Source organism: Nostoc sp. NZL, assembly GCF_015714705.1.
GTDB lineage: Bacteria > Cyanobacteriota > Cyanobacteriia > Cyanobacteriales > Nostocaceae > Nostoc > Nostoc foliaceum_A.
In genome coordinates this window covers 29,250-50,403 of sequence record NZ_WBKL01000013.1, presented here as the reverse complement: position 1 = coordinate 50,403, position 21,154 = coordinate 29,250, and the positions used below count along the sequence as shown (strand labels likewise).

General features: G+C 41.3%; 20 protein-coding genes and 1 pseudogene. 9 read left to right on the top strand and 12 right to left on the bottom strand.

Going from position 1 to position 21,154, the window contains the following annotated elements:
* Positions 1–241 precede the first annotated feature (241 nt).
* A complete protein-coding gene (locus tag F8R90_RS01520) occupies positions 242–1,147 on the bottom strand; it encodes a CoB--CoM heterodisulfide reductase iron-sulfur subunit B family protein (RefSeq protein ID WP_196508963.1) in 906 nt (301 codons plus the stop codon).
* A 420-nt stretch (positions 1,148–1,567) separates the two neighbouring features.
* On the opposite strand from F8R90_RS01520, the gene acpP reads away from it, so the two are divergent.
* From acpP to F8R90_RS01490, 6 genes and pseudogenes are all read left to right on the top strand, one after another.
* The gene (gene acpP / locus F8R90_RS01515; RefSeq protein ID WP_190891379.1) at positions 1,568–1,822 is read left to right on the top strand and encodes an acyl carrier protein; all 255 of its coding nucleotides are present in this window, start codon (positions 1,568–1,570) and stop codon (positions 1,820–1,822) included.
* A gap of 243 nt (positions 1,823–2,065) precedes the next feature.
* A complete protein-coding gene (gene fabF / locus F8R90_RS01510; RefSeq protein ID WP_196508961.1) occupies positions 2,066–3,316 on the top strand; it encodes a beta-ketoacyl-ACP synthase II in 1,251 nt (416 codons plus the stop codon).
* 252 nt (positions 3,317–3,568) lie between these two features.
* The gene (gene tkt / locus F8R90_RS01505) at positions 3,569–5,596 is read left to right on the top strand and encodes a transketolase (protein ID WP_196508959.1); all 2,028 of its coding nucleotides are present in this window, start codon (positions 3,569–3,571) and stop codon (positions 5,594–5,596) included.
* Between the two features lie 285 nt (positions 5,597–5,881).
* Positions 5,882–6,025 (top strand): hypothetical protein, encoded by a 144-nt coding sequence (locus F8R90_RS33770; protein ID WP_442946733.1) that lies wholly within the window; start codon positions 5,882–5,884, stop codon positions 6,023–6,025.
* Positions 6,022–6,432, top strand: a pseudogene (locus F8R90_RS01495) (type II toxin-antitoxin system VapC family toxin). Before F8R90_RS33770 ends, F8R90_RS01495 begins: the two are co-directional and overlap by 4 nt.
* A gap of 461 nt (positions 6,433–6,893) precedes the next feature.
* Complete coding sequence (locus tag F8R90_RS01490) at positions 6,894–7,298, top strand: hypothetical protein (protein WP_196508957.1); 405 nt, start codon at positions 6,894–6,896, stop codon at positions 7,296–7,298.
* Between the two features lie 209 nt (positions 7,299–7,507).
* Here the strand turns inward: F8R90_RS01490 and F8R90_RS01485 are convergent, their stop codons facing one another.
* The 3 genes from F8R90_RS01485 to F8R90_RS01475 form a co-directional block, all read right to left on the bottom strand.
* On the bottom strand, positions 7,508–7,699 hold the full coding sequence (locus F8R90_RS01485) for a hypothetical protein (RefSeq protein ID WP_118167650.1): 192 nt from the start codon (positions 7,697–7,699) through the stop codon (positions 7,508–7,510).
* Positions 7,700–8,235: 536 nt separating this feature from the next.
* Positions 8,236–9,780, bottom strand: a complete 1,545-nt coding sequence (locus F8R90_RS01480) for a hypothetical protein (RefSeq protein ID WP_196508955.1) — start codon at positions 9,778–9,780, stop codon at positions 8,236–8,238.
* A 116-nt stretch (positions 9,781–9,896) separates the two neighbouring features.
* Positions 9,897–10,499, bottom strand: a complete 603-nt coding sequence (locus F8R90_RS01475; RefSeq protein ID WP_196508953.1) for a DUF3318 domain-containing protein — start codon at positions 10,497–10,499, stop codon at positions 9,897–9,899.
* A gap of 261 nt (positions 10,500–10,760) precedes the next feature.
* On the opposite strand from F8R90_RS01475, the gene F8R90_RS01470 reads away from it, so the two are divergent.
* Positions 10,761–11,012 carry a hypothetical protein gene (locus tag F8R90_RS01470; protein WP_196508951.1) on the top strand — a complete coding sequence of 84 codons (252 nt, stop codon included), beginning with the start codon at positions 10,761–10,763 and terminating at the stop codon, positions 11,010–11,012.
* A gap of 75 nt (positions 11,013–11,087) precedes the next feature.
* Here the strand turns inward: F8R90_RS01470 and F8R90_RS01465 are convergent, their stop codons facing one another.
* From F8R90_RS01465 to F8R90_RS01445, 5 genes are all read right to left on the bottom strand, one after another.
* Positions 11,088–12,722: an iron uptake porin gene (locus F8R90_RS01465; RefSeq protein WP_196508949.1), complete on the bottom strand. Its 1,635-nt coding sequence runs from the start codon at positions 12,720–12,722 to the stop codon at positions 11,088–11,090.
* Positions 12,723–12,854: 132 nt separating this feature from the next.
* Positions 12,855–13,484: a Crp/Fnr family transcriptional regulator gene (locus tag F8R90_RS01460; protein WP_190891399.1), complete on the bottom strand. Its 630-nt coding sequence runs from the start codon at positions 13,482–13,484 to the stop codon at positions 12,855–12,857.
* Between the two features lie 652 nt (positions 13,485–14,136).
* Positions 14,137–14,805: a phosphate signaling complex protein PhoU gene (gene phoU, locus F8R90_RS01455; protein WP_190891401.1), complete on the bottom strand. Its 669-nt coding sequence runs from the start codon at positions 14,803–14,805 to the stop codon at positions 14,137–14,139.
* 28 nt (positions 14,806–14,833) lie between these two features.
* Positions 14,834–16,153, bottom strand: a complete 1,320-nt coding sequence (locus F8R90_RS01450) for a sensor histidine kinase (protein ID WP_196508947.1) — start codon at positions 16,151–16,153, stop codon at positions 14,834–14,836.
* Between the two features lie 53 nt (positions 16,154–16,206).
* Entirely contained in the window at positions 16,207–16,959 is a 753-nt protein-coding gene (locus F8R90_RS01445) for a winged helix-turn-helix domain-containing protein (RefSeq protein ID WP_190891405.1), read from the bottom strand.
* 435 nt (positions 16,960–17,394) lie between these two features.
* On the opposite strand from F8R90_RS01445, the gene F8R90_RS01440 reads away from it, so the two are divergent.
* Both F8R90_RS01440 and F8R90_RS01435 read left to right on the top strand, forming a co-directional pair.
* Entirely contained in the window at positions 17,395–18,378 is a 984-nt protein-coding gene (locus F8R90_RS01440) for a hypothetical protein (protein WP_196508946.1), read from the top strand.
* A 53-nt stretch (positions 18,379–18,431) separates the two neighbouring features.
* Entirely contained in the window at positions 18,432–19,511 is a 1,080-nt protein-coding gene (locus F8R90_RS01435) for a hypothetical protein (protein WP_196508944.1), read from the top strand.
* A 436-nt stretch (positions 19,512–19,947) separates the two neighbouring features.
* Here the strand turns inward: F8R90_RS01435 and F8R90_RS01430 are convergent, their stop codons facing one another.
* Genes F8R90_RS01430 through hisA form a run of 3 tightly spaced genes read right to left on the bottom strand, consistent with a single transcriptional unit; the run spans position 19,948 to position 21,119 of the window.
* The gene (locus F8R90_RS01430) at positions 19,948–20,169 is read right to left on the bottom strand and encodes a hypothetical protein (RefSeq protein ID WP_196508942.1); all 222 of its coding nucleotides are present in this window, start codon (positions 20,167–20,169) and stop codon (positions 19,948–19,950) included.
* Positions 20,150–20,299 (bottom strand): hypothetical protein, encoded by a 150-nt coding sequence (locus tag F8R90_RS01425; RefSeq protein WP_190891413.1) that lies wholly within the window; start codon positions 20,297–20,299, stop codon positions 20,150–20,152. Before F8R90_RS01425 ends, F8R90_RS01430 begins: the two co-directional genes overlap by 20 nt.
* Positions 20,300–20,345: 46 nt before the next feature.
* Positions 20,346–21,119, bottom strand: coding sequence for a 1-(5-phosphoribosyl)-5-[(5-phosphoribosylamino)methylideneamino]imidazole-4-carboxamide isomerase (hisA, locus tag F8R90_RS01420; RefSeq protein ID WP_196508940.1), 774 nt, complete (start codon positions 21,117–21,119; stop codon positions 20,346–20,348).
* Between the last annotated feature and the right edge of the window lie 35 nt (positions 21,120–21,154).

Here is a 21,154-nt window from a genome sequence, read left to right as displayed (position 1 = left end):
ACAAAGGCTTTGGGCTGTACATTGTTCATCGGTGTCAACTTAGCGTGAAACGCTTGTCAAGACGTGATATTGAGTTCATTCACTTACCATTACTCACCGCGTCACCCCACCCCGGTTTTGTCTAAAGCCAAAACCGCCCCTCCCCTTACCAAGGGGAGGGGTAAAGCGTATATGGGACAAGCGCTTGAGCTTAAGTTGACAACACTGTACATTGTTGTGCCCCTACCTTGTACTCCACAAACTAAAAGCCTAATTTCTCCAACACTGGCTTGGTGGAAACAACGTGGCGCTCTAAACCCAGTTCTTTTGGACTAACCCCAAGTGCCAAAGCAATCAACTGGGGTAAATGCAACACTGGTAAACCTAGCTTCTGTTCAATAACCTTTTCTACCTCTGGCTGACGCGAATCTAAATTTAAGTGGCACAAAGGACAAGGTGTAACTATACAGTCAGCACCAGATGTTAAGGCATCCTGAATATGCATCCCCGCCATTTTGAAAGATTGGGTAGTGGCATAACTAGCAAGGGGCCAACCACAACATTGCGTCCGGCCTCGGTAATAAATTGGTGTTGCACCCACCGCCCGAAACATATTTTCCATCGCTTCCGGTTGGAAGGGGTCATCATAGGGCATATATTTTTGGGCACGGAGAAGATAACAGCCATAAAAAGCCGCGCATTTTAATCCAGTTAACTTCCGAGTGACACGTTTGGTAATTTCCTCTAAACCGTAATCTGTTACCAAGGCGTAGAGAAGATGTTTAACGTCGGTACTGCCGCGATAAGGCGAACATCCTTCTTTATGCAGCAAGCCATTAACCTGTTCAATGTAAGCAGGGTCAGTTGTTTTGCATTCTTTCAAGTGTTCATTGACATGACCGATAACACCTTGACAAGTGCTGCAATGGGTAAGTAAGGGCAGATTTAATTCTTCTGCTAGGGCAATATTTCTGGCGTTGACTGTATCTTCCAGCAGTTGAGAATCTTCTTTAAATGTGCCAGAACCGCAGCAAGCAGCTTTTTTAAGTTCAACCAGTTCAATGCCCAGTGCTTGAGTAAGCGCTTGAGTTGACTGGTAAAGTTCCCGACAGGCCCCTTGGGCAACACAACCAGGGAAGTAAGCGTATTTAAGTGTCTGAGATAGCATAGAGGTATGTTTGGGTTAGAGCGATCGCTCTAAACAATAACTGTTTTATCATTCCTTGTTAGCACCAAAGTTCTGATGTTTGACGTTCAGCGACCCTTTAACCGTCTAGGTTCAAAGCCGCAGCATCGACATATTCTTATTGCTAGCAAGGCTTTAAATACTGATCGAGACATTGTAAAAAAATTTAGCAATAATTAGACAACCGAAGCATTTACACGATATCGACGATGACGTAGCCCGCTCTCCTACCCAATTCTAAGAAGATTTACTCCATTCTTTTGAGGAACGGGAGGGGTTTTCTAACAGAAAACCCCTTGGTAGTATACGGGTGATCGCGCTTGACGATAAGATGTATATGCTCAAAACAATGTCTCCCATAAAGAGCAGAACCTAGTAACTGGTTAAGGACTTTTATTATTTATGAGCCAAACGGAACTTTTTGATAAGGTCAAGAAAATCGTCACCGAACAACTGAGCGTTGAAGACGATACCAAAATCACTCCACAATCCAAATTTATGGAAGATTTAGGAGCAGATTCCTTGGATACCGTTGAACTGGTGATGGCCTTGGAAGAAGAATTTGATATCGAAATTCCCGACGAAGCTGCCGAGCAGATTGTATCGGTTCAAGACGCAGTAGATTACATCAATAACAAAGTTACCGCATCAGCTTAAAAAAAGTTTTGAGTCACCAAAGTTTAGATGGCAATGCCATGCCCCCTTTGGGCATCTACGGCAAAAACCGCTGCTTTGACTTTTCACTGAGTGCTGAACAGTTAAAAGTTTAGGAGTTAGAGTTTTAGGAGGCAAAAGTTCGGAGTTTTCTCGATCTTTGGGTGCTTCCAAAACTCAGAACTCAGGACTCGAAACTCAGCAATATTTAATGCCTGCTGCTTTTTCGCCACCTTTAACTGAATCATGACAGATCATACACGTAAACGCGTTGTTGTAACTGGTGTTGGCGCGATTACACCTATAGGTAACACAGCAACAGAATATTGGGATGGATTATTGAGTGGACGTAATGGCATTGACTACATCACATTTTTTGATGCGTCTCGCCATGATTGCCGCATTGCTGGTGAGGTAAAAAACTTCGATCCACACGATTACTTGGAGCGCAAAGAGGCCAAGCGCATGGATCGATTTGCCCAATTTGGGGTTGCGGCAGCAAAACAGGCTATATCTAACGCGGAATTAGTTATTAATGACCTGAATGCAGAACAGGTAGGTGTCATGATCGGTTCTGGCGTTGGCGGCATTAAGGTATTAGAAGACCAGCAAACTATCTACCTCAACCGTGGACCCGATCGCTGTAGTCCATTCATGATACCGATGATGATCGCCAATATGGCAGCAGGATTAACGGCAATTCACACGGGTGCTAAAGGGCCAAATTCCTGCCCTGTAACTGCCTGCGCCGCTGGCTCCAACGCTGTAGGCGATGCTTTTCGCTTAATTCAAGGGGGATATGCCCAGGCGATGATTTGTGGCGGAACAGAGGCAGCTGTAACACCATTATCAATGGCTGGGTTTGCCGCCTGCAAAGCCCTCTCTTTTCGCAATGACGACCCAGCTCATGCTTGCCGTCCCTTTGACCGCGATCGCGATGGATTTGTCTTGGGTGAAGGTTCAGGAATTTTAATTCTCGAAGAACTCCAACACGCCCTAAATCGTGGCGCTCACATTTATGCCGAAATGATCGGCTATGGTATGACCTGTGACGCTTACCATATCACCTCCCCCGTCCCTGGTGGATTCGGAGCCGCTAGAGCGATAGAACTAGCGCTCAAAGATGCCAGCATAACTCCCGAACAGATTAGCTATATTAATGCCCACGGCACTAGTACCCCAGCCAATGATTCAACTGAAACTTCAGCAATCAAAAAAGCCTTGGGAGAACATGCCTATAAGGTGGCAATTAGCTCCACCAAATCGATGACAGGTCATTTGTTGGGCGGTTCTGGAGGTATTGAAGCAGTCGCAACAGTACTGGCGATCGCTAATGACCAAATTCCACCGACAATCAATCTGGAAAATCCCGATCCTGAGTGTGACTTAGATTACGTGCCTAACTCTAGCCGCGCTCAAAAAGTCGAGGTGGCAATATCCAATTCTTTTGGGTTTGGCGGTCATAATGTCACACTGGCCTTTAAGAAATACGTCTAAAAATTTCCCATTTTATTGCTGGTCTGCTCTCCTGAGATGACTGTGCTAAAAGTATCAGAAATATCATTCCGATATAACTTAAGCGTTCAGCATGACCCAATTATCAGCTTGATTTATCACCATAAACTCAGGAGATCCCGCTTGTCCATCGACAAGCGGGAATGGGATGATGAGGATACTGTGGGGAATCTAAAATAACCCCAGCAAAAGAAGCTACGAAGAGTGCTAACCCGTCGTTAAAAACAAGAGATTATGACTGTTGCAACCCAATCCCTCAAAGAACTGTCCCCCGAAGAACTTTGTATTAACTCGATCCGCTTCTTGGCTGTTGACGCCGTAGAAAAGGCAAAATCGGGACACCCAGGACTACCGATGGGCGCGGCTCCAATGGCTTTTGTCCTCTGGGATCGCTTTATGAAGTTTAATCCCAAGAATCCCAAATGGTTTAACCGCGATCGCTTTGTCTTGTCTGCCGGTCATGGCTCGATGTTGCAGTACGCCCTACTGTACCTGGCAGGCTACGATAGCGTCACCATCGAAGATATCAAGCAATTCCGCCAGTGGGAATCCAAAACCCCTGGACACCCTGAAAACTTCATGACCCCAGGCGTTGAAGTCACAACTGGCCCCTTGGGTCAAGGAATTGCCAATGGAGTCGGTTTGGCGATCGCCGAAGCGCACCTTGCCGCAAAATATAACAAACCCGATACCAAGATTGTTGACCATTACACCTACGTAATTTTAGGTGACGGTTGCAACATGGAAGGGATTTCCGGTGAAGCTTGTTCTTTTGCAGGACACTTGGGATTAGGCAAACTCATCGCTCTGTACGACGACAACCACATCTCCATCGACGGTTCCACAGATGTGGCATTCACCGAAGATGTTTCCAAGCGCTTTGAAGCTTACGGTTGGCACGTTCTGCACGTTGAGAACGGGAATACTGACTTAGAAGCGATCGCTAAAGCAATTGAAGAAGCTAAATCTGTCACCGATAAACCATCAATGATTAAGGTGACAACCATCATCGGTTATGGTTCTCCCAATAAACAAAACACTGCTGGCGTTCACGGCGCGGCTTTGGGTGGAGACGAAATAGCATTGACTCGGAAAAATTTGGGTTGGGAATACGAGCCTTTTGAAGTTCCACAAGACGCTCTCAACCATGCACGCAAAGCAGTGGAACGCGGTGCAGGCTACGAAGGCGACTGGAACAAAACATTTGCCGACTACAAAGCTAAGTATCCCCAAGAAGCAGCTGAATTTGAACGCTACATTAGTGGCAAACTACCCGACGGTTGGGATAAGGTACTACCTACCTACACCCCCGAAGACAAAGGACTGCCCACCCGCAAACACTCAGAAACTTGCCTCAACAAAATAGCGGCAGTTTTACCTGAATTGATTGGTGGCTCGGCTGATTTAACCCACTCCAACTTGACCGAAATCAAGGGCAAGGGCGACTTCCAAAAAGGGCACTACGAAAACCCCAACATCCACTTTGGTGTGCGGGAACATGCTATGGGCGCAATCTGTAATGGTATAGCGCTGCACACTTCGGGATTAATTCCCTACGGTGCTACCTTCTTGATCTTCACAGACTACATGCGTGCTGCCATCCGCTTATCCGCCCTTTCCCAAGCTGGCGTGATTTGGGTGATGACTCACGACTCCATTGGACAAGGTGAAGATGGCCCGACACACCAACCCATTGAAACTCTCGCTTCCTTGCGAGCCATTCCTAATTTAACGGTGTTCCGTCCCGCAGACGGTAACGAAACCTCTGGTGCTTATAAAGTAGCGATTGAAAAAGCGAAGCAAAACGCTCCGTCTTTGTTGGCGTTCACCCGTCAAAACGTCCCCAACTTGGCAGGTACATCAATTGAGGGCGTAGCGAAAGGTGGATACACCGTTGTGGATAGCCAAGGTACACCTGAAATTATCTTGATTGCTACTGGTTCAGAATTGAGCCTCGCTGTCACCGCAGCCGAAAAACTCACGGCTGAAGGCAAGAAAGTCCGTGTTGTCTCGCTACCTTCATGGGAACTTTTTGAAGCACAGGATGCGGCTTATAAAGAGTCCGTTCTGCCAAAAGCTGTTACCAAGCGTTTGTCTGTAGAAGCTGGTAGCAGTTTCGGTTGGCACAAATACGTGGGTACTGAAGGCGATTGCGTTAGTATCGATCGCTTTGGTGCTTCGGCTCCAGGCAATGTTTGTTTAGAGAAGTTTGGCTTTAGCGTTGATAATGTGTTAGCTAAGGCTAAACAATTGTTGGGTTAATAGCAACAGAATATTCTCAAAATTTTATGAGGCGGGCCTTTCAGCCCGCCTTTTTTTTTAACGCAGAGGGGCGCTGAAGAGGATTGTTTATAATTGAGGTAATTAGTTAAATATTGGTAGGAAGTTATGCAAGGAGTTTCTAGCTATCATCAGGAACTTATCAATCGGATATCGCCAATTGTGGAAAATTTATTTAAAGTTAATAGTTTATATCAAGTAAAGTTAAAACCACGGTAAATAATCCACATTTTAGTTGAACTATTTGGGCAATTTTCACCAGAAGAAATGAGGGAAATTAAAGATGATGATTTGACAGACAGAATTGATAGTATTTTAATTTTAGAGGCAGTTTCAGGTACGTTAAATGATTTAACACCGGAGCAAATAGCTATTTTTGATGCAGCAGTAGAAGGAAGACCAATAAGGTGAGTTATTTACTAGATTCAAATATTGTTAGTTATATTTTGAAGAGAAATGTAATTGTAGACCAGAAGTTTCGGTAAGTCCGTCGTCTAAAACAAGATGTGTTTATTAGTTGCATAACTTACTATGAAGTCAAACGAGGCCTTTTAGCTATCAATGCAACTAGACAGTTAGCTGAGTTTAATAAATTTTGTCAAATATATAAAATTTTATTAATCGATGATTTAGAGATTATTGAACTAGCGTGTGAAATATATGTGGACTTACAACGCAGGGGGTTTACTATCCAAGAGCAAGATATATTGATTGCGGCTACAGCGAACGCACGCGGTTTAATTCTAGTTTCCAATGACTCTGATTTGCTGCGAGTTGAAGGATTAAGCTTGGACAATTGGGCAAGAACAGAACCTTGAGTTAGAAGTTATGAGGAGAAAGCGATCGCAGCAAACAGAAGCGCGATCGCAACGCTTGGCTGCTAAACTAAGAGAATTAAATATTAACCTCGACCAGTGAGTTTAGTTATTTTGGCAACTATCTTTAGATAGATAGGGTAAACAGTACGCGATTGATCATCAGAAATCGCTTGCTAGTACTGAAAAAATAAAACTTTCATATCTAAAAATCTACATCTCATCTTTAGTTTATTTTGTCAATGTGTAATCTCTAGTATTGTCTAATAAATCAGCAAGGCCTTCTCTAGACTTAATCTATATTCATGCTTTCAGTGGATGCAGTTATATGTTTATAAATGCAATTATATATGTGTCCTCAAACAATAAATAGTTGCTGTTGTCCAATTGAAAAAATATGATTTTCTCTGACTCCAGTAACTTTGCCTTTATTCAATTGTTTGATGTTTTGAGAAGGTAACCCAATGAATAATATCCTAAAGCGCACACTTCTACCCAGCCTCATGGCTGCAAGTTTAGCTGGTGTCACATTAGTTCCCGCTAAACCGGCTGCTGCTGATGACCAAGTATTAAGAGATGCAGGTATTGGGGCTGTTACCAATGTAGTAACTGGAGCAGTTAGGGGAAGAGGAAGTGTATTAGACAATGCTGTTAAAGGTGGTGTCACTGGTGCAGCTGTCAATGGTGCAAATGGTCTGAGAAACACTCGCAATCGCCGTAACCGGAACGTTGTTCAAGATGTCGGAGTCGGTGCAGGCGCTAGCGCAGTAACTGGCGTAATTACTGGCGATAGCAAAGATACCCTTGGGAATGCTGTTGATGGCGCAGCTGTAGGTGCAGCAATCCATCTGCTGACCAATGGCAAATAATCCGTAATTTATCAGCTGAAATACTTTCCAACCGCTAATCGGTTGCATTTGTAAACACTACGAACTTATCCCTCCCCTAATTCCTCTCCTTCTAGGATGAGTAAACACAACCCCCTTTCTCTAGTAGGGAAAGGGGGTTGGTGGGTTAGATTTATATTGGAATATATGTCACCGTCAGGTTCAGATGACTTTAAACTTAATAGTAAACTCTAGCCCTTCAACGCCTTTCTAAAGTTTCGACGATAGGATTGATTTGTAATAAACAAAGCTGGCCATAGCAAAGATAAACCAATGCGATTGGTCAAAGTTGGATTAAAATTAGTCCGTCCAAACCCATTCCAAAACTTCCAAACGCCGCCTCCGTAAACTACTATCAAGGCAAAAATAATAAAGTTACCCATTCCTATCAACTCCGTTAGTAACTGACAGAATTTAAGTTAAGTTTTACCACACGAGGTAAGCACTTCATAACCCAACACCGAGAACGTATGACTAAACTCTTTAGTCTCGAACATCTAAGTTAGTTAAACACACATTCTCTTATTCCAGTGTAGATTAGCCTCACGCATTGCAGCTAGTTATCAATGGTGGCAAGCTAGGTCAAAGGACGTAAAAGCCTTATTTATGGTGTGTTTTGGCGATACATGTTGCTTGTATAACAATCAAGCCTTTAGTTTCTAACGGCAAAACAGCGCTATAAATGCCTAATAAAGCAGGATTAGTTCCTTGTTGTAGCTTTAAGGAAATATCTTGTGCTATCGATTGCCACTGGACAAATTAAGTATTCATTCATAGTAATATATTCAAGTGTAAATGCTGATTTCTCCAGTACAAAAAAGTCTATCCCATATTTCTAAATGAAATTTTGTACTTCTCTTTACCTCGAAGTTTAACTGCAATCTGCCTGAGAAATGCAAAATTATGTGGTCCATTATCCTTATGCTTCATCTACCCAATAAAGATAATATCGTTCACTATCCACCCAAGCTCTCTGAAAATCTTTAATCGGAACAATTTTCAGATCATTTCGGTTGGCATTTAGTTTTTTATTTAAAATTAGCAAAATTTTCTTTTGCTCATCTTGATTTTTGAATAGAGAATTAATTTGGCTTAAAATCTCAGTTTGCTCGACATCTTGACGACCTTTTTTAAATAGAGTAAAGCTTCCCATTTTTTGAAGCTCAGGATAGTAAAACTTTCGATTAAGATAACCCGATAAAGGAGCCATATTTGCATCTCGACTGGCAACAATAAACTCATTATCTAAACCAGCTTTTTGAATATATTGGACTGTTTCTCGACTGGCAGAAAATGGTACAACTAAATCTCTTGAAAAACTATAAATACCTCCCCCGAATTGGGCATAAAGAATTAGCATTAAAGCGATATGATGCCATTTTTGAACAAATGTAATTGAATTTGGATGAACAGAAAACTTATTGAGTAAAACTATTGAGTTTTGACAATAACTTCCCAACCATAAAGCCGCTATTAGAACTAAATAAAAATGTCCATAATGACGGGGCATACCTATAAATCTCAAGTATGTAAATGTAAATATGACACAATTACCTATAATATAGAAAAAGAAAGCAACTGGCTTTTCAGATAATTTAATTAAGGTTAAACTTACAATAAATAGAGCAATTATCGCACAAACGATTAAATCCAGCCATCTTGTGTGTGCAGGAATAATTAATAAATAACTACCGAATACTCTACCTATACTTCTCAACAAATGATGAACATCTAATTGTATTAGCCAACCATTATTTAACCCACCATGAAGATAACTATCTGTTGGAGGAGTAATAATGTAAATGGATAAAATAAAAGAAAAAATGATAACTACAATACTTAAAAATATGTCGTATTTTTGGCTTTGACTAAAATACTGCTGCCGATGTTCACTATCAAAACAAAATTCAGCTAGCAAAGTCAATGATAAAGAAAACGATACTAATAAACCATAGGCACTACTATTCGCTAGTAAACCTAATAAAATTGCCAAATAAGCATAAGTTGTTTTTCTAGATGCAAAAATAGTACAAAAGGCAAAAACAAACAACATACTAAAGGCATAGTTTCGAGAAATTAAAAGATATTCGTAAAAAGGAAAGAAACCAAACGAAAACAGAAACTTTTGTTGATAGTTAAAAGGACTATATAGGCAAAAAAGAGTAACCGAAACAACAGTAATTGCCAAATGAAAAATTTGCATAATAATAGGATTATCGACTATTCTTCTCAAGATACCCAGAGAAAAATACCATAAAAGAGGATGACCTTCATAACGAATATTTGCAATTAAATCCCCCAAAGATTCACTATCTCTGACAATAAGCCAGGGATTTAATTCATCTCGCCACATCGAATGGTTGAGAATACCTATTAACCCAAGAACAGAAAAAAGAATAATAATAAACCAAGGAGAATTAAAAGGGAATCTCAAAGTATATTTGATGATTTGTTTGTTTAACATTGTTATTGAAAAATTAAATTTCTTTGATCAAAAATATTGCCACAGATGCTATCACAATCTGAGGGAAAACTTATTTGATTCTTTAACTATTCTGACTACTGAAGTATTCCTCATTCCTACTTATAACTTTCTGGCATACCTACTGGTGATAAACCTGCGATCGCTCGTAAGTTTTGGCAACGAATCAACTCGGTAAAATTTAAACTGGAACGCCCTTCAATTTTGGCTACCGCTTCAATTGCAGATAACAAGTGCTGCGCTGCTTCAGCTTCTGAATAACCGCGCCGTTGTGCTACGCGAATTGCTGCTGCATCGGCATTTAACTCTGACTCTTGAGATTTATTAGTGCGCCAGATCCGAAAAGCAGCGATCGCACTTAATCCCCCGGCTACGGCTACACCTACCACATCTGACTGTGCTGCTTCTAATAATCCGCCTAACAGCCCCGCCAGCATCATACCTTGATAAATGTCGGGTTTAAACCACTTCACCCCCGTTAACCAGCTAACCATCTGCAACAGCAGCAAATCTCGTTGCGGTTTTGTCAAGCGACGCCACAAATCAAAATTAATATATATCGGTCGCGCCTGATTCCAGGGTTGGGGAAAGGACGCGTCAATCACTTTTGCCTGCTCTGGCTTACTAACGATTTTTGTCGTCATCCGACCAGAAGCAGGCATCACATCTAACAAACGGCGAATTTCAACATTTGGCTCCATAAATTTAATTATTAGCCATAATGTGCATAGTAATTATTTTAGTTATCATTCGTGTTAACCTTTGATTTGTGACATGCTCTGGCAGTCTTTCTAAATGGTTGTTTTATTAGTAAATGGCGATTTGTGAATAGATTCAAATCAAGCCATAAGAATATTGATTTAAGCAGTTTGATAGTGTGGCGGGATTTTATAGTATCCGTTTGCCGCTAAATTCAAAACCTCAAAGTTTTGGATAACCATTGCTACTACACTTATAACCACATGGACGCTTTTGCTACCCTCCCGCCTGAATGGACGAATAAGGCAACACATGCCTATGAATTTTGCTGTCCTAACTGCCACTCAAGTAGCCGAGAAGCTGAGAAAGTTTGGCTAAATCGGCGATCGCCTGTACTTACAGAAAACCGTCGTCGCAAATGGCAAGAGTTTTACTACTGTCACTGTGGTTCTGTGTGGTGGGCTTGGAGTAGCGATCGCCCCCCAAAAGATATTACGACGGTTCCCATAGATTGAAAAATCTAAACAAAAGCCCACCTCAAGGTGGGCTTTTGTTTATCTAATTCTGAGCGTTATTTCCCATCACCAATTTTAGAAGGAGAAAGTAGTACGCAGAGTACCGACATAGACGGTATCGTTTGCATCGTTGTGTTCAGGATTGAAAATCACCAATAAACCAGGGGTAATGGCAATATTATCGCTGACTTTTAGGCGATAAAGAGCTTCTGCATGATAAGAGGTGTCTAGATCCTCTTGCTCTACACCACCGGGAGCGAATTCACTGCTAGTTACTCTCGGTGATTGTCCAAAGATCAAGCCAAGCAAGCTGCCTTCTCTGCCAAAGTCCTTTAGACCAAGAGTAGCAGCCCAGTAAAACACATCTGCACTCTGTCCGGCAGCAGCACCAGTTCTAGCTTCCACATTACTGAAGCCTGCCCAACCGCCAATAGTTAACTTAGAGCTAGGTCTAAAGTTAGCCTGTACACCGTAATGATTGGAATCAGTACGACCACCTCCAAATGGATCATTGGCTAGGGAACTACCTGTACTTCCGAAGACGTTGGGATCTTCTTGGTAACTGCGAGCATAGGTCAGACCAACGTTCAAGGCTTGACTAGGCTGGAAAGCTAATTGACCTAAAATAGTACTATCACCATTGAATAGTCCGTTATTCAGATCAGGATCGAGACCACTGGTAGTAGGACTGTTAGCATCGTTGGATAGATAAGCAGCAGACAAGCTGATAGCACCTTTAGGATTGAGGGTAACAGTCAAGCCAGCACCACCAGAACCAGGTCGGTAAATTGGGCTGAAACGTCCGTAGCGAGAAATAGCGCCGCTACCAGAACTAGCAAAGTCAGGGTTGAAATTGTTGATATTCTCGTATACTTCAGCACCAGTAACATCAACTTTTACACGTGCTGCATTACCAAAGTCGAAAGCGTAGTTAACTTTATCGATTTCGACGCTGTTGCCGCTATTCCCATCAAAACCCAAGCGGGTCATATTGGTGCCAGTTACAGTAGAATTGGAAACGATATTTCCAGCATTCAACCGGATTTGCAATCGGTCTGTACCAGTGAAGCTGCTGTACAAGTTCAAACGAACGCGGTTGGAGAAAACTGTGTTGCTCTCTAAGTTGGGAAGATTGGTAGGATCATCATCATCATTTCCACCAAAAGCATCAGACACGTTGAAAATCGCTTCCCCAACCAGCTTGGTGGTAGTAGAGAACTGATTAGCTTCTAACTCAGCAGTGCGGGCTTCTACGGCATCAACACGACCGCGCAGAGTTGCTAGTTCAGCAGAAAATTCTTCTTGTAATCGCTGTAAAGTAGCTAGGTCTTGTTTGCTGACCAAATCGGCAGTGGCTGTAGCAATCAGTTCATTAACCCGATCTAAACAAGCATTCAAACCTGCGGCAAATTCATAACGGGTCAAAGCACGGTTACCACGATAAGTACTGTTGGGATAACCTGCAATACAGCCGTAGCGCTCAACTAGAGATTGTAAAGCTTGGAATGCCCAATCTGTGGGCTGCACATCCGAAAATTGTGAAACTGATGTTACCTGACTCATGTTGTTAGAGTCCTGAGCTTCAGATAACTGGGCAACATTTGTTACTTCTTCGTTGACTTCAGCAGCTAAGGCGCTATTTGCAACAAAAAATGCAGCAGCTACAACAACCGGACTAACCTTAAAAAGATTCCAGAATCGTTTTGTCATGTTTTTACTCTCACTCACACCTACATAATCCAGCCATAGTAAAATGCTTAAAACACTTTACTTTTGCGGATTTCACACACAATCACAGCGATGATTATACCTTATATCCTGTGATTATTACAAGCAAGTTAGTTAACATCCTGCTGAAGCATAGTTTTTAATTAATTTATTTGGTAACCGCAAAATAATCCGGCGTTTGTGACGAAAAACTGTTCCTTCTTCCTCAAACTGTTGTAGGATTCGGGTAACTGTTACTCGCGTGGTATTTAACACTTCAGCAATATCTTGATGGGTAATATTTAAATCAATTAGCTTGCCCTTATCTACATCACGTCCAAATTTTTTACTTAACCACACTAAAAACTGCCATAAGCGTAGCGAAATTGGTTTTCGATGCACAATACTTAGTAGATCCTCTGCCTGTTGAATATGAGACAACAAAGCATTAATATCTTGATGCCACAAATGAGGTGGAACAATGCTTACTTCCACGCCTGTGAGACATTCAATCTGGTAGGGCTTGACTCTAGACAAAGGATGACCAATCAGATCGCCCAATCCCCAATAACCGAGAGTGATGAATGTTCCATTTTCACTCCATGTTAAGGTACGAACTGCACCGTGCTCAATCCGCCAAAGTACATCATTTTGAAGTGGGATTACTTCCCTACGGGTAAATATCTGCTGGGGTAATTGCCCACCCAAAGCAGAGCTATTTGACACGGCAAAAGAGTTTGAAGTAGGAGTTGTGGAATACATCATTAACTGTAACTACATAATTATCAGGGAATCTCGCTATTTAAAATGATTAAGAAACTCTAATAAGTTGTATAAATTTTACCTATATATCTGAAGTGTATTTTTCTCAACTAGGGCTAGAAACTAACTCAAAATTTTCTCATGTAAACAATATTATGATTGGAGTTCTCTATCATAAAGATAGTCCAGAATTTTCCAGTTGTTTCTCTGTTACTTTAATTGTGTAAGTTTAAGAACAGGTAAGCTTTTAGTAAAATATTTAGTTAACTTATTTTTAATTATTTAGTATTTTCTTGTAGTGGTTCCTGCATTAACAAGGGACAGGAAAAAATAATTAACCACGGATAAGCACAGATATTAGTAAAGGTACGGCATTAGCGTGTTCCTACTCATGTACCTCATTCACGTGAGAATTGCTACAAGAGTCAGCAAGTAGGCACAAATAATGTATTACGGCTTTAGCCTAACTCACCACTATGTAACATGGTGCGTTAGACACTCGTATCATATTTTTCATGACAAATTATATCGAAATATGCGCCTAAGACACCCTAAAGTTTTATGCAAAGCAGTACTAAGTGACTTGAGTCCTCAGCTTTTGTTTGTGTTTGTAGAGGTAATGGCTTTAGCTTGTGGACTGAATCTAAACCGTCAATTAAGAGCGTTGACCGGTAACAATATATGCTACCCTTTGACCGATATTAGTGGCGTGATCTGCCATGCGTTCCAGGCAACGAATTGCCAGTGCTAGTAACACAATTGGCTCGACTACGCCTGGCACATCACGTTGTTGGGCTAAAGTCTCATAAACGCGATCGTAGGCATCGTCTACAGTATCATCTAAATGCTTTAAACGGCGTCCACCGGCTTCATCGAAATCTCCCAAAGCCTTCAAGCTAGTTGCTAGCATTGCTTGCGCGTGAAGGGACATAGCTTCAATATCTGGCAAAGACGTATGAGGCGCGTAAGGAAAAATTTTAATCGCAATCTCAGCTAAATCCTCAGCATAATCGCCGATGCGCTCTAAGTCGCGCACCAGTTGCATAAAGGCACTCAGGCAGCGCAAATCTTGAGCCGTAGGCGCTTGCAGCGTCATAATCGCCGTACAGTCTGATTCAATTTGTCTATAAAAGCGATCAATCTTTTTATCTAATCGGGGAAGTTCCTCAGCTGCTGTTAAGTTACGAGCAAATAACGCTTGGTGGCTGAGGCGAAATGATTGTTCTACCAAAGCACCCATGCGTAATACATCCCGTTCTAAGCGCCTAATGGCGCGTGCAAGTTGGGGTCTTTGAGGATTGGGACTGTAATGGGCAGCTTTCACACTTGTGATCTCAAACGTGAAGATATTATTAACTATAGTCTTGGCTCAAAGAGTTTGCCATAACTTCACAAAATTGGAGTTGCATCCACGCACCACCAGTTTCTGGATGGTTCATAGCTTTGATTGAACCACCGTGGGCAAGAAGAATTTGCTCAACGATCGCTAAACCTAAACCATTGCCAACGATCGCCCCTATGGAGTTACTATCTTGTGGGGAATGGGTTCGCGCCTTATCTCCCCGATAAAATCGCTCAAAAACGTGGGGTAAATCTGCCTCAGAAAACCCGACTCCAGAATCAATAAGATTTATTTCCAGAATTGGGGAAGCAGCATCATTATCCTTTGTTGATAAGATTTTCGCTTCAACATGAATACTTGTACAAGGAGGACTGTACTTAATGCTATTGTCTAGCAAGTTGAGAAAAACCTGATAAATACGAGCTTGGTCTGCCTTAATCCAAAGATTTTCTGGACCAGAATAAGAAAAAGATAGATGTTGGCGCTCTGCCAAGGGTTCTAGTGTTTCCCAAACAGATGCAATGAGCGATCGCAATTCTACAACTTTGGTTTGCAATTGCATGGTTGGGTTTGCTTCCATTTGGGTGAGGTCTAGCCAGCTTTGCACTAAGTTAATCAGCCGATCAACTTCTTGCATTAGGCGATTAACCCAGCGATTTAAAGGTGGTTCCAAACGGGTTTGTAAAGTTTCCGCAACCAAGCGAATCGAAGTCAAGGGCGTTCTGAGTTCGTGTGCTAGATCAGAAAAAGAGCGATCGCGTACTTGATTTATATCTAATAGGGGTTGACGATTTTCTAAAAAGACTCCCACTTGTCCATTGGGCAAAGGCAAGCTAGATGCCCGCAAGGCCAGAGATTTTATTGTTGGCATCTCTGCCGCATCATCACAAGATGGATGAAATACCCATTCTCCCGTCTGTGGTTTTTGCCAATCACGAGTTTGCTCAATTAAATGGTCAAGTTCGTAAGACCTGACCAACTCTAGCAACAAGCGCACCTGTTCTGGTTGCCAACTTTGCAGATACAAAATTTCCTGTGCCTGCCGATTGCACCACAGCAGTTGATTTTCCTCATCCACCTGCAAATATGCCACTGGTGCAAAATCTAGTAGGTCTTGGTAAGTTTGCAATGACTGCTGCAAATCTTGCCGTTGCTGTTTCACCATCGCTATTTCCTGCCGCAAACCAGGTATCAACAGCAGTCCCATCTTGTAAGAATGCGAGGTTAACGGTCGGAGTAAGCGCCCCAGGTAGCGGTTAAGTTGAACCTGTTGCCAAACCCAAAACCCAATGCCTACCGCTAAACCCAGACAAAATCCCAATAAAAGCATTTGAGTTGTTAGTTTCTTTGTGACTACTAAAAACTAACAACTATCTAAACTAATTATCCAAACCTATAGCCAAAACCTCGTACAGTCACAATATATTCAGGATGACTGGGGTCTTGCTCTAATTTTTCGCGCAACCATCGAATGTGAACGTCTACGGTTTTACTATCACCGACGAAATCTGGCCCCCAAACCTGATCTAGTAATTGTTCCCGCGACCATACCCGGCGGGCGTAACTCATAAAGAGTTCCAGCAAGCGGAACTCTTTAGGAGAAAGACTCACCTCTTGACCACGAACCAGCACGCGACATTCTTGAGGATTCAAGGTGACATCCTTGAATTTTAATACTGGTAGTTGTGGCAAATTACTTAAGCGTTGGCGGCGGAGTAAAGCGCGACAACGAGCCACTAACTCACGCATACTAAAGGGTTTGGTCAGGTAGTCATCTGCTCCCACCTCTAACCCCAAAACGCGGTCAGTTTCACTACCCTTAGCACTGAGCATTAAAATAGGTACTGGGTTTCCTTGATGACGCAGCAAACGGCAAATATCTAGCCCATTGATTTGAGGCAGCATCAAATCAAGAATGAGCAGATCAAAGGGAAGTTCCCCTGAGTTGGTTTCAAAACTTTTGAGATACTCTATAGCAGACCGCCCATCGGGTGCAGTTGTCACCCCATAACCTTCTTCTTCCAGGGCTACAGCTAGCATTTCCTGGATTAATTCTTCATCTTCTACTACTAGAATACGGCTGGTTTGCCCAATGTCCGTTCTAGCAGAATATTTGGTCGATTCACTGGTATACATTGATATCACAAAAGTCTGGGACTGTGCTTGTATCAATTAGGATGATTGAATCTATTATCTCGCCTTACTGCAACCGCGCTTCTACTAGGGTTAATTCTTTTAGATTTTCTTTACAAAAAGTAACATATGCCACAGCACCCTCCTAAATCATAAATCGCGCAATTACATGAAGGGTTGTCTTGACAAAAGCAGATTAAGTTGGGTATATTCACCTTAGTACAAAAGTACTAAAAGCCAAAGGGAAAACTATAACTGAAAACCATAAGGACATATATGTGGAAAATTCGTACTACCTAAGTGTCCTATGGTGATGATTTCCGTATTTACACTGCGTTAAAAATGTTGATTTAAAGGCTACTCTGATGTCTGCATAGGGTAGTCCTTGGTATGGCTTGCTACCCAATAAATCATTTGCCTATTGAAGGGAGTTGGAAGATGACTACAGTTGGAGTCAAGGACAGCAAACAACAACTAATGCAAGCATTTCAACAAATTATTATCCAAAGAAAAAAGCTGGAATCTAAAATAGCAACCAAACAAGAGGAAGCAGAAAAGGCAAAAAGTCAAGAGATTCTGCAAGCAGCTTCTGCATATACGGTTGATAGTATTGTCAAAGGTTTAGCTGATTTACAACTGGAGTTTGGTAGTATTCTCAATGGATTATCTGAAAAACTAGCTCAGGAAAATTCCAAGTTAGATGAATTGAACCGAGCTATAGAAATTGAAACTCAACGCTTACAAGAGCTTCAACAAATCAGAGTTGTAGCGGATACCCTAGACATTTTAAGTCAAGAACACCAAGAAAAATTAAAAACCCTAGAACAAGACACTATCAGCAAAAGGGAAACACTAGAGAAAGAAATTACAATCAGGCGGAGAGAATGGCAAAAAGAGCAAGCAGAGTATGAAGAGAAACTCCAAGCATATAACGATTTATTAGCTAAAGATCGCCAGCAAGAACAAGAAGAATCTCAGTATAAGTTAGAAACTACTCGTAAACTCAATACAGACAGCTACGAAGCGATAAAACGCCAACAACAAAGGGAAATTCAAGAAAATTCTCAAAAGAAACAGAAAGATTGGGCAGAACGAGAAAAGATATTCGCTGAACGTCAACCACTCTTTGCAGATTATGAACAAAAGGTAACTAAATTTCCTAACGAACTGGAAGAAGCCGTTAAGAAAGCTAGGGAAGAAGCAATTAAAGAAACAAGCCAAAAAGCTAAAATCGAGGCTGATTTATTTGAGAAAGAATGGGAATCTAACAAACAGAGCTATGAACTAAAAATTCAATCTCTAGAAGAAACAATTAAGAAACAGTCTGAGCAAATAGAAGGTATATCTGCTCAATTGCAAACTGCATTAAAACAAGCACAAGACTTAGCTATGAGAGCTTTTGGTAGTTCTAATCCTAAATAGTTGTGAGTCTGTAGCATCTTAATCATTTTTAATTCCTGAAGAGGAGGTTTGTTGTGGTGGTAAAAAAACCGACTGATAAGAATACTAAAGTAGAAATTCTTCAGGCGTATGAGGAGTTGGCTAAAGAAAAAGCAGCGCTGAAATCGCAACTCGAACAAGTTGCCCAAGAAAACCAGTCTGGAACTAAAGAACAGCCTAAATTAGAACAAAAAACACCTATGAATCAGCTTTCTAGTGTCCAACAAAAAATGAACAATACAATTGAAAGCTTAGTGAAAACTCAATTAGGTTTTGGCAGTGCTGCAAATGAATTATCGGAACAGCTAACCACAAAAGCCTCTAAATTAGAAGAAATCAGGCGAACTTTAGAAGAAGAAATCCAACAATTAACACAGTTGCACAATTTGGAAATTTCTGATGATATCTTGGATACTCTTATCCAAGCTTATGAAGATAATACTAAAGCTTATCACGAAGAATATAGCCAGCGTTCTGAAGTGTTATTCCAAGAAATACTAGAGCAAAGGAATACTTGGTGTAAAGAACAAGAGGAACAGCAGCGGGTGATAAAAGAACGGAATGAAAACTTGAATAAAACTCGGCAACGCGATGCGGCAGAGTATAAGTATAATTTAGAACTCCAGCGGCAACTGCAAAGTGACGAATACGAACAAGAGCAGAAAGCGCTATATAAGCAACTGGAAGAATTACTACAAGAAACAGAAAAACAGTGGGCTGAGAGAGAGAAAGCAATTTCTGAGAGAGAGAAACAATTTGAAGAATTAAAAGCCAAGGTAGAAGCTTTTCCAAAAGATAAAGAAGCAGCCATTAAAAAAGCTACAGAAGAAGGCAAAGGCATTGCCCACTACCAAGCTAAAATAAAATCAGATTTATATTCTAAAGAAGTAGAAGGTCAAAAGCGTTTCTATGAACAAAGACTACAATCTTTAGAACAAACTATTACTAATCAAGAGACGCGGATTCAAAATCTTTCTAAACAACTTGAATCTGCTCTGAAACAAGTTCAGGATTTGGCAGTTAAAGCTATTGAAGGTACTTCAAATGTTAATTCATACCAAGCAATAAAAGAAATAGCTTTAGAACAAGCAAAGACTCAAGTAAAAAATAAATAAGTTGATTTCTTTATTAATAAGAATTGTAGAGACTTAAATTAAGTCTCTACAAGGAAGTATAACGATTTTTATTCGGTTTTTTTTGGTTTTTTGATGTCTGGGGGAGGTTGTAGTTTCTTCTTCTTTGTTGCGCTAGCCTGTGTTTGCTTAAATGCTTGATTGGAATTTTGTTCTTGACTAGACATAATACTAAATTTTAAAACTTACTACAATATTATCTACATCACGGGTATTGTTGATTACAGAAATATATCATAGAAAATTTAAGTCTAACTAGAAAAAGTTAGTAAATAATGTTACATCGGGAAAAACCTTAACTTTTAACTGGATAAAACCGGATAATTATAAATCTTAATATATGAGTCAGCGATCGCTTGGTGGCTGGGCAAAATAGGCTACCCAATCTACATTTATCAGTATTTAAGCAAACTTGATATTACTGTGCTAATGCCTCACGCACCCACTGCCTAAACGCTCGTCGCGCTGTACTAGATCCTTCTGTGAGGCTGAATTGCAAAAACTGCAAGATTCCTTCAATCACAGGCAAATTCCCAAATGTGGAGCTAGTTTGCATCTCAATGTATTCTGCTTGATTTAAGACAAATACTTGCAACTTACCGCCTCCGTAACACCAAATTTCAGGTACACCCAACGCCACGTAAGCACTGCCCTGGTTGAAGGTCGATCTGGCGCAGTTGCAGTGTTACAACCATTTCATCCTCCGTACCATTCACTATGTAGCTAAAACAAATAGCCGGACTGCCTAAGAGAGCCACAACTGTACTCATTACTCCGAGTACAGTGTGTGAAGTGTTCCACCAAAGACAGAAAAGATCAAGCAAAGGTAGAAAAATCTAGATTCGGTGGAATATCCTGAATCCGCCCTGGCCCGATTGCTCGTAATGCTTCTTTGAGTAAAATATCCCCAGTATACAAGGCACGTCCGACAATCACGCCAGTCACGCCTTGAGGTTCTAATGCCAACAAACTCAACAAATCGGTGACAGAACTTACTCCGCCAGAAGCAATTATTGGGATAGAAATTACTGCTGCAAGTTCTCGCAAAGCTTCTAAATTGGGGCCGATAAGTGTACCGTCCCGGTGGATATCTGTGTAAATGATGGCGGCTGCACCCAATTCTTGCATTTGTACAGCTAGTTGGGTTGCTAAAACTTCTGAGGTTTCTAACCAACCGCGAGTTGCTACGCGGCCATTACGGGCATCAATACCGATAATAATTTGTTCGGGAAATTCTTCACACAGTTCTTTTACTAGCTGGGGTTGTTCTACGGCGATGGTGCCGAGAATTGCCCACTGTATGCCTAGATTGAATACTTGTTGCACACTGGTGCGATCGCGCAATCCTCCACCAATTTCAATGGGCACTGACACAGCATGAGCGATCGCTTCAATTGCTGCCAAGTTTACTACTTTACCTGCTTTGGCACCATCTAAATCAACTATATGCAATCTAGTAGCACCTTCATCTACCCACTGTTTGGCAACATCAGCAGGATTTTCGCTAAAAACTTGCGAGCGATCGTAATCTCCTTGATACAGTCGCACACAGCGACCTTCGAGTAAATCAATTGCTGGAATTACATCCATTTACTTTTTCCTCATTGCAATCAAAACGCTAGCTA

What these genes read in the sequence shown, in the direction of transcription:
- F8R90_RS01520 (WP_196508963.1), bottom strand. Translation starts at nt 1,147, where the DNA reads ATGCTATCTCAGACACTTAAATACGCTTACTTCCCTGGTTGTGTTGCC.
- acpP (WP_190891379.1), top strand. Translation starts at nt 1,568, where the DNA reads ATGAGCCAAACGGAACTTTTTGATAAGGTCAAGAAAATCGTCACCGAA.
- fabF (WP_196508961.1), top strand. Translation starts at nt 2,066, where the DNA reads ATGACAGATCATACACGTAAACGCGTTGTTGTAACTGGTGTTGGCGCG.
- tkt (WP_196508959.1), top strand. Translation starts at nt 3,569, where the DNA reads ATGACTGTTGCAACCCAATCCCTCAAAGAACTGTCCCCCGAAGAACTT.
- F8R90_RS33770 (WP_442946733.1), top strand. Translation starts at nt 5,882, where the DNA reads ATGAGGGAAATTAAAGATGATGATTTGACAGACAGAATTGATAGTATT.
- F8R90_RS01490 (WP_196508957.1), top strand. Translation starts at nt 6,894, where the DNA reads ATGAATAATATCCTAAAGCGCACACTTCTACCCAGCCTCATGGCTGCA.
- F8R90_RS01485 (WP_118167650.1), bottom strand. Translation starts at nt 7,699, where the DNA reads ATGGGTAACTTTATTATTTTTGCCTTGATAGTAGTTTACGGAGGCGGC.
- F8R90_RS01480 (WP_196508955.1), bottom strand. Translation starts at nt 9,780, where the DNA reads ATGTTAAACAAACAAATCATCAAATATACTTTGAGATTCCCTTTTAAT.
- F8R90_RS01475 (WP_196508953.1), bottom strand. Translation starts at nt 10,499, where the DNA reads ATGGAGCCAAATGTTGAAATTCGCCGTTTGTTAGATGTGATGCCTGCT.
- F8R90_RS01470 (WP_196508951.1), top strand. Translation starts at nt 10,761, where the DNA reads ATGGACGCTTTTGCTACCCTCCCGCCTGAATGGACGAATAAGGCAACA.
- F8R90_RS01465 (WP_196508949.1), bottom strand. Translation starts at nt 12,722, where the DNA reads ATGACAAAACGATTCTGGAATCTTTTTAAGGTTAGTCCGGTTGTTGTA.
- F8R90_RS01460 (WP_190891399.1), bottom strand. Translation starts at nt 13,484, where the DNA reads ATGATGTATTCCACAACTCCTACTTCAAACTCTTTTGCCGTGTCAAAT.
- F8R90_RS01450 (WP_196508947.1), bottom strand. Translation starts at nt 16,153, where the DNA reads ATGCTTTTATTGGGATTTTGTCTGGGTTTAGCGGTAGGCATTGGGTTT.
- F8R90_RS01445 (WP_190891405.1), bottom strand. Translation starts at nt 16,959, where the DNA reads ATGTATACCAGTGAATCGACCAAATATTCTGCTAGAACGGACATTGGG.
- F8R90_RS01440 (WP_196508946.1), top strand. Translation starts at nt 17,395, where the DNA reads ATGACTACAGTTGGAGTCAAGGACAGCAAACAACAACTAATGCAAGCA.
- F8R90_RS01425 (WP_190891413.1), bottom strand. Translation starts at nt 20,299, where the DNA reads ATGAGTACAGTTGTGGCTCTCTTAGGCAGTCCGGCTATTTGTTTTAGC.
- hisA (WP_196508940.1), bottom strand. Translation starts at nt 21,119, where the DNA reads ATGGATGTAATTCCAGCAATTGATTTACTCGAAGGTCGCTGTGTGCGA.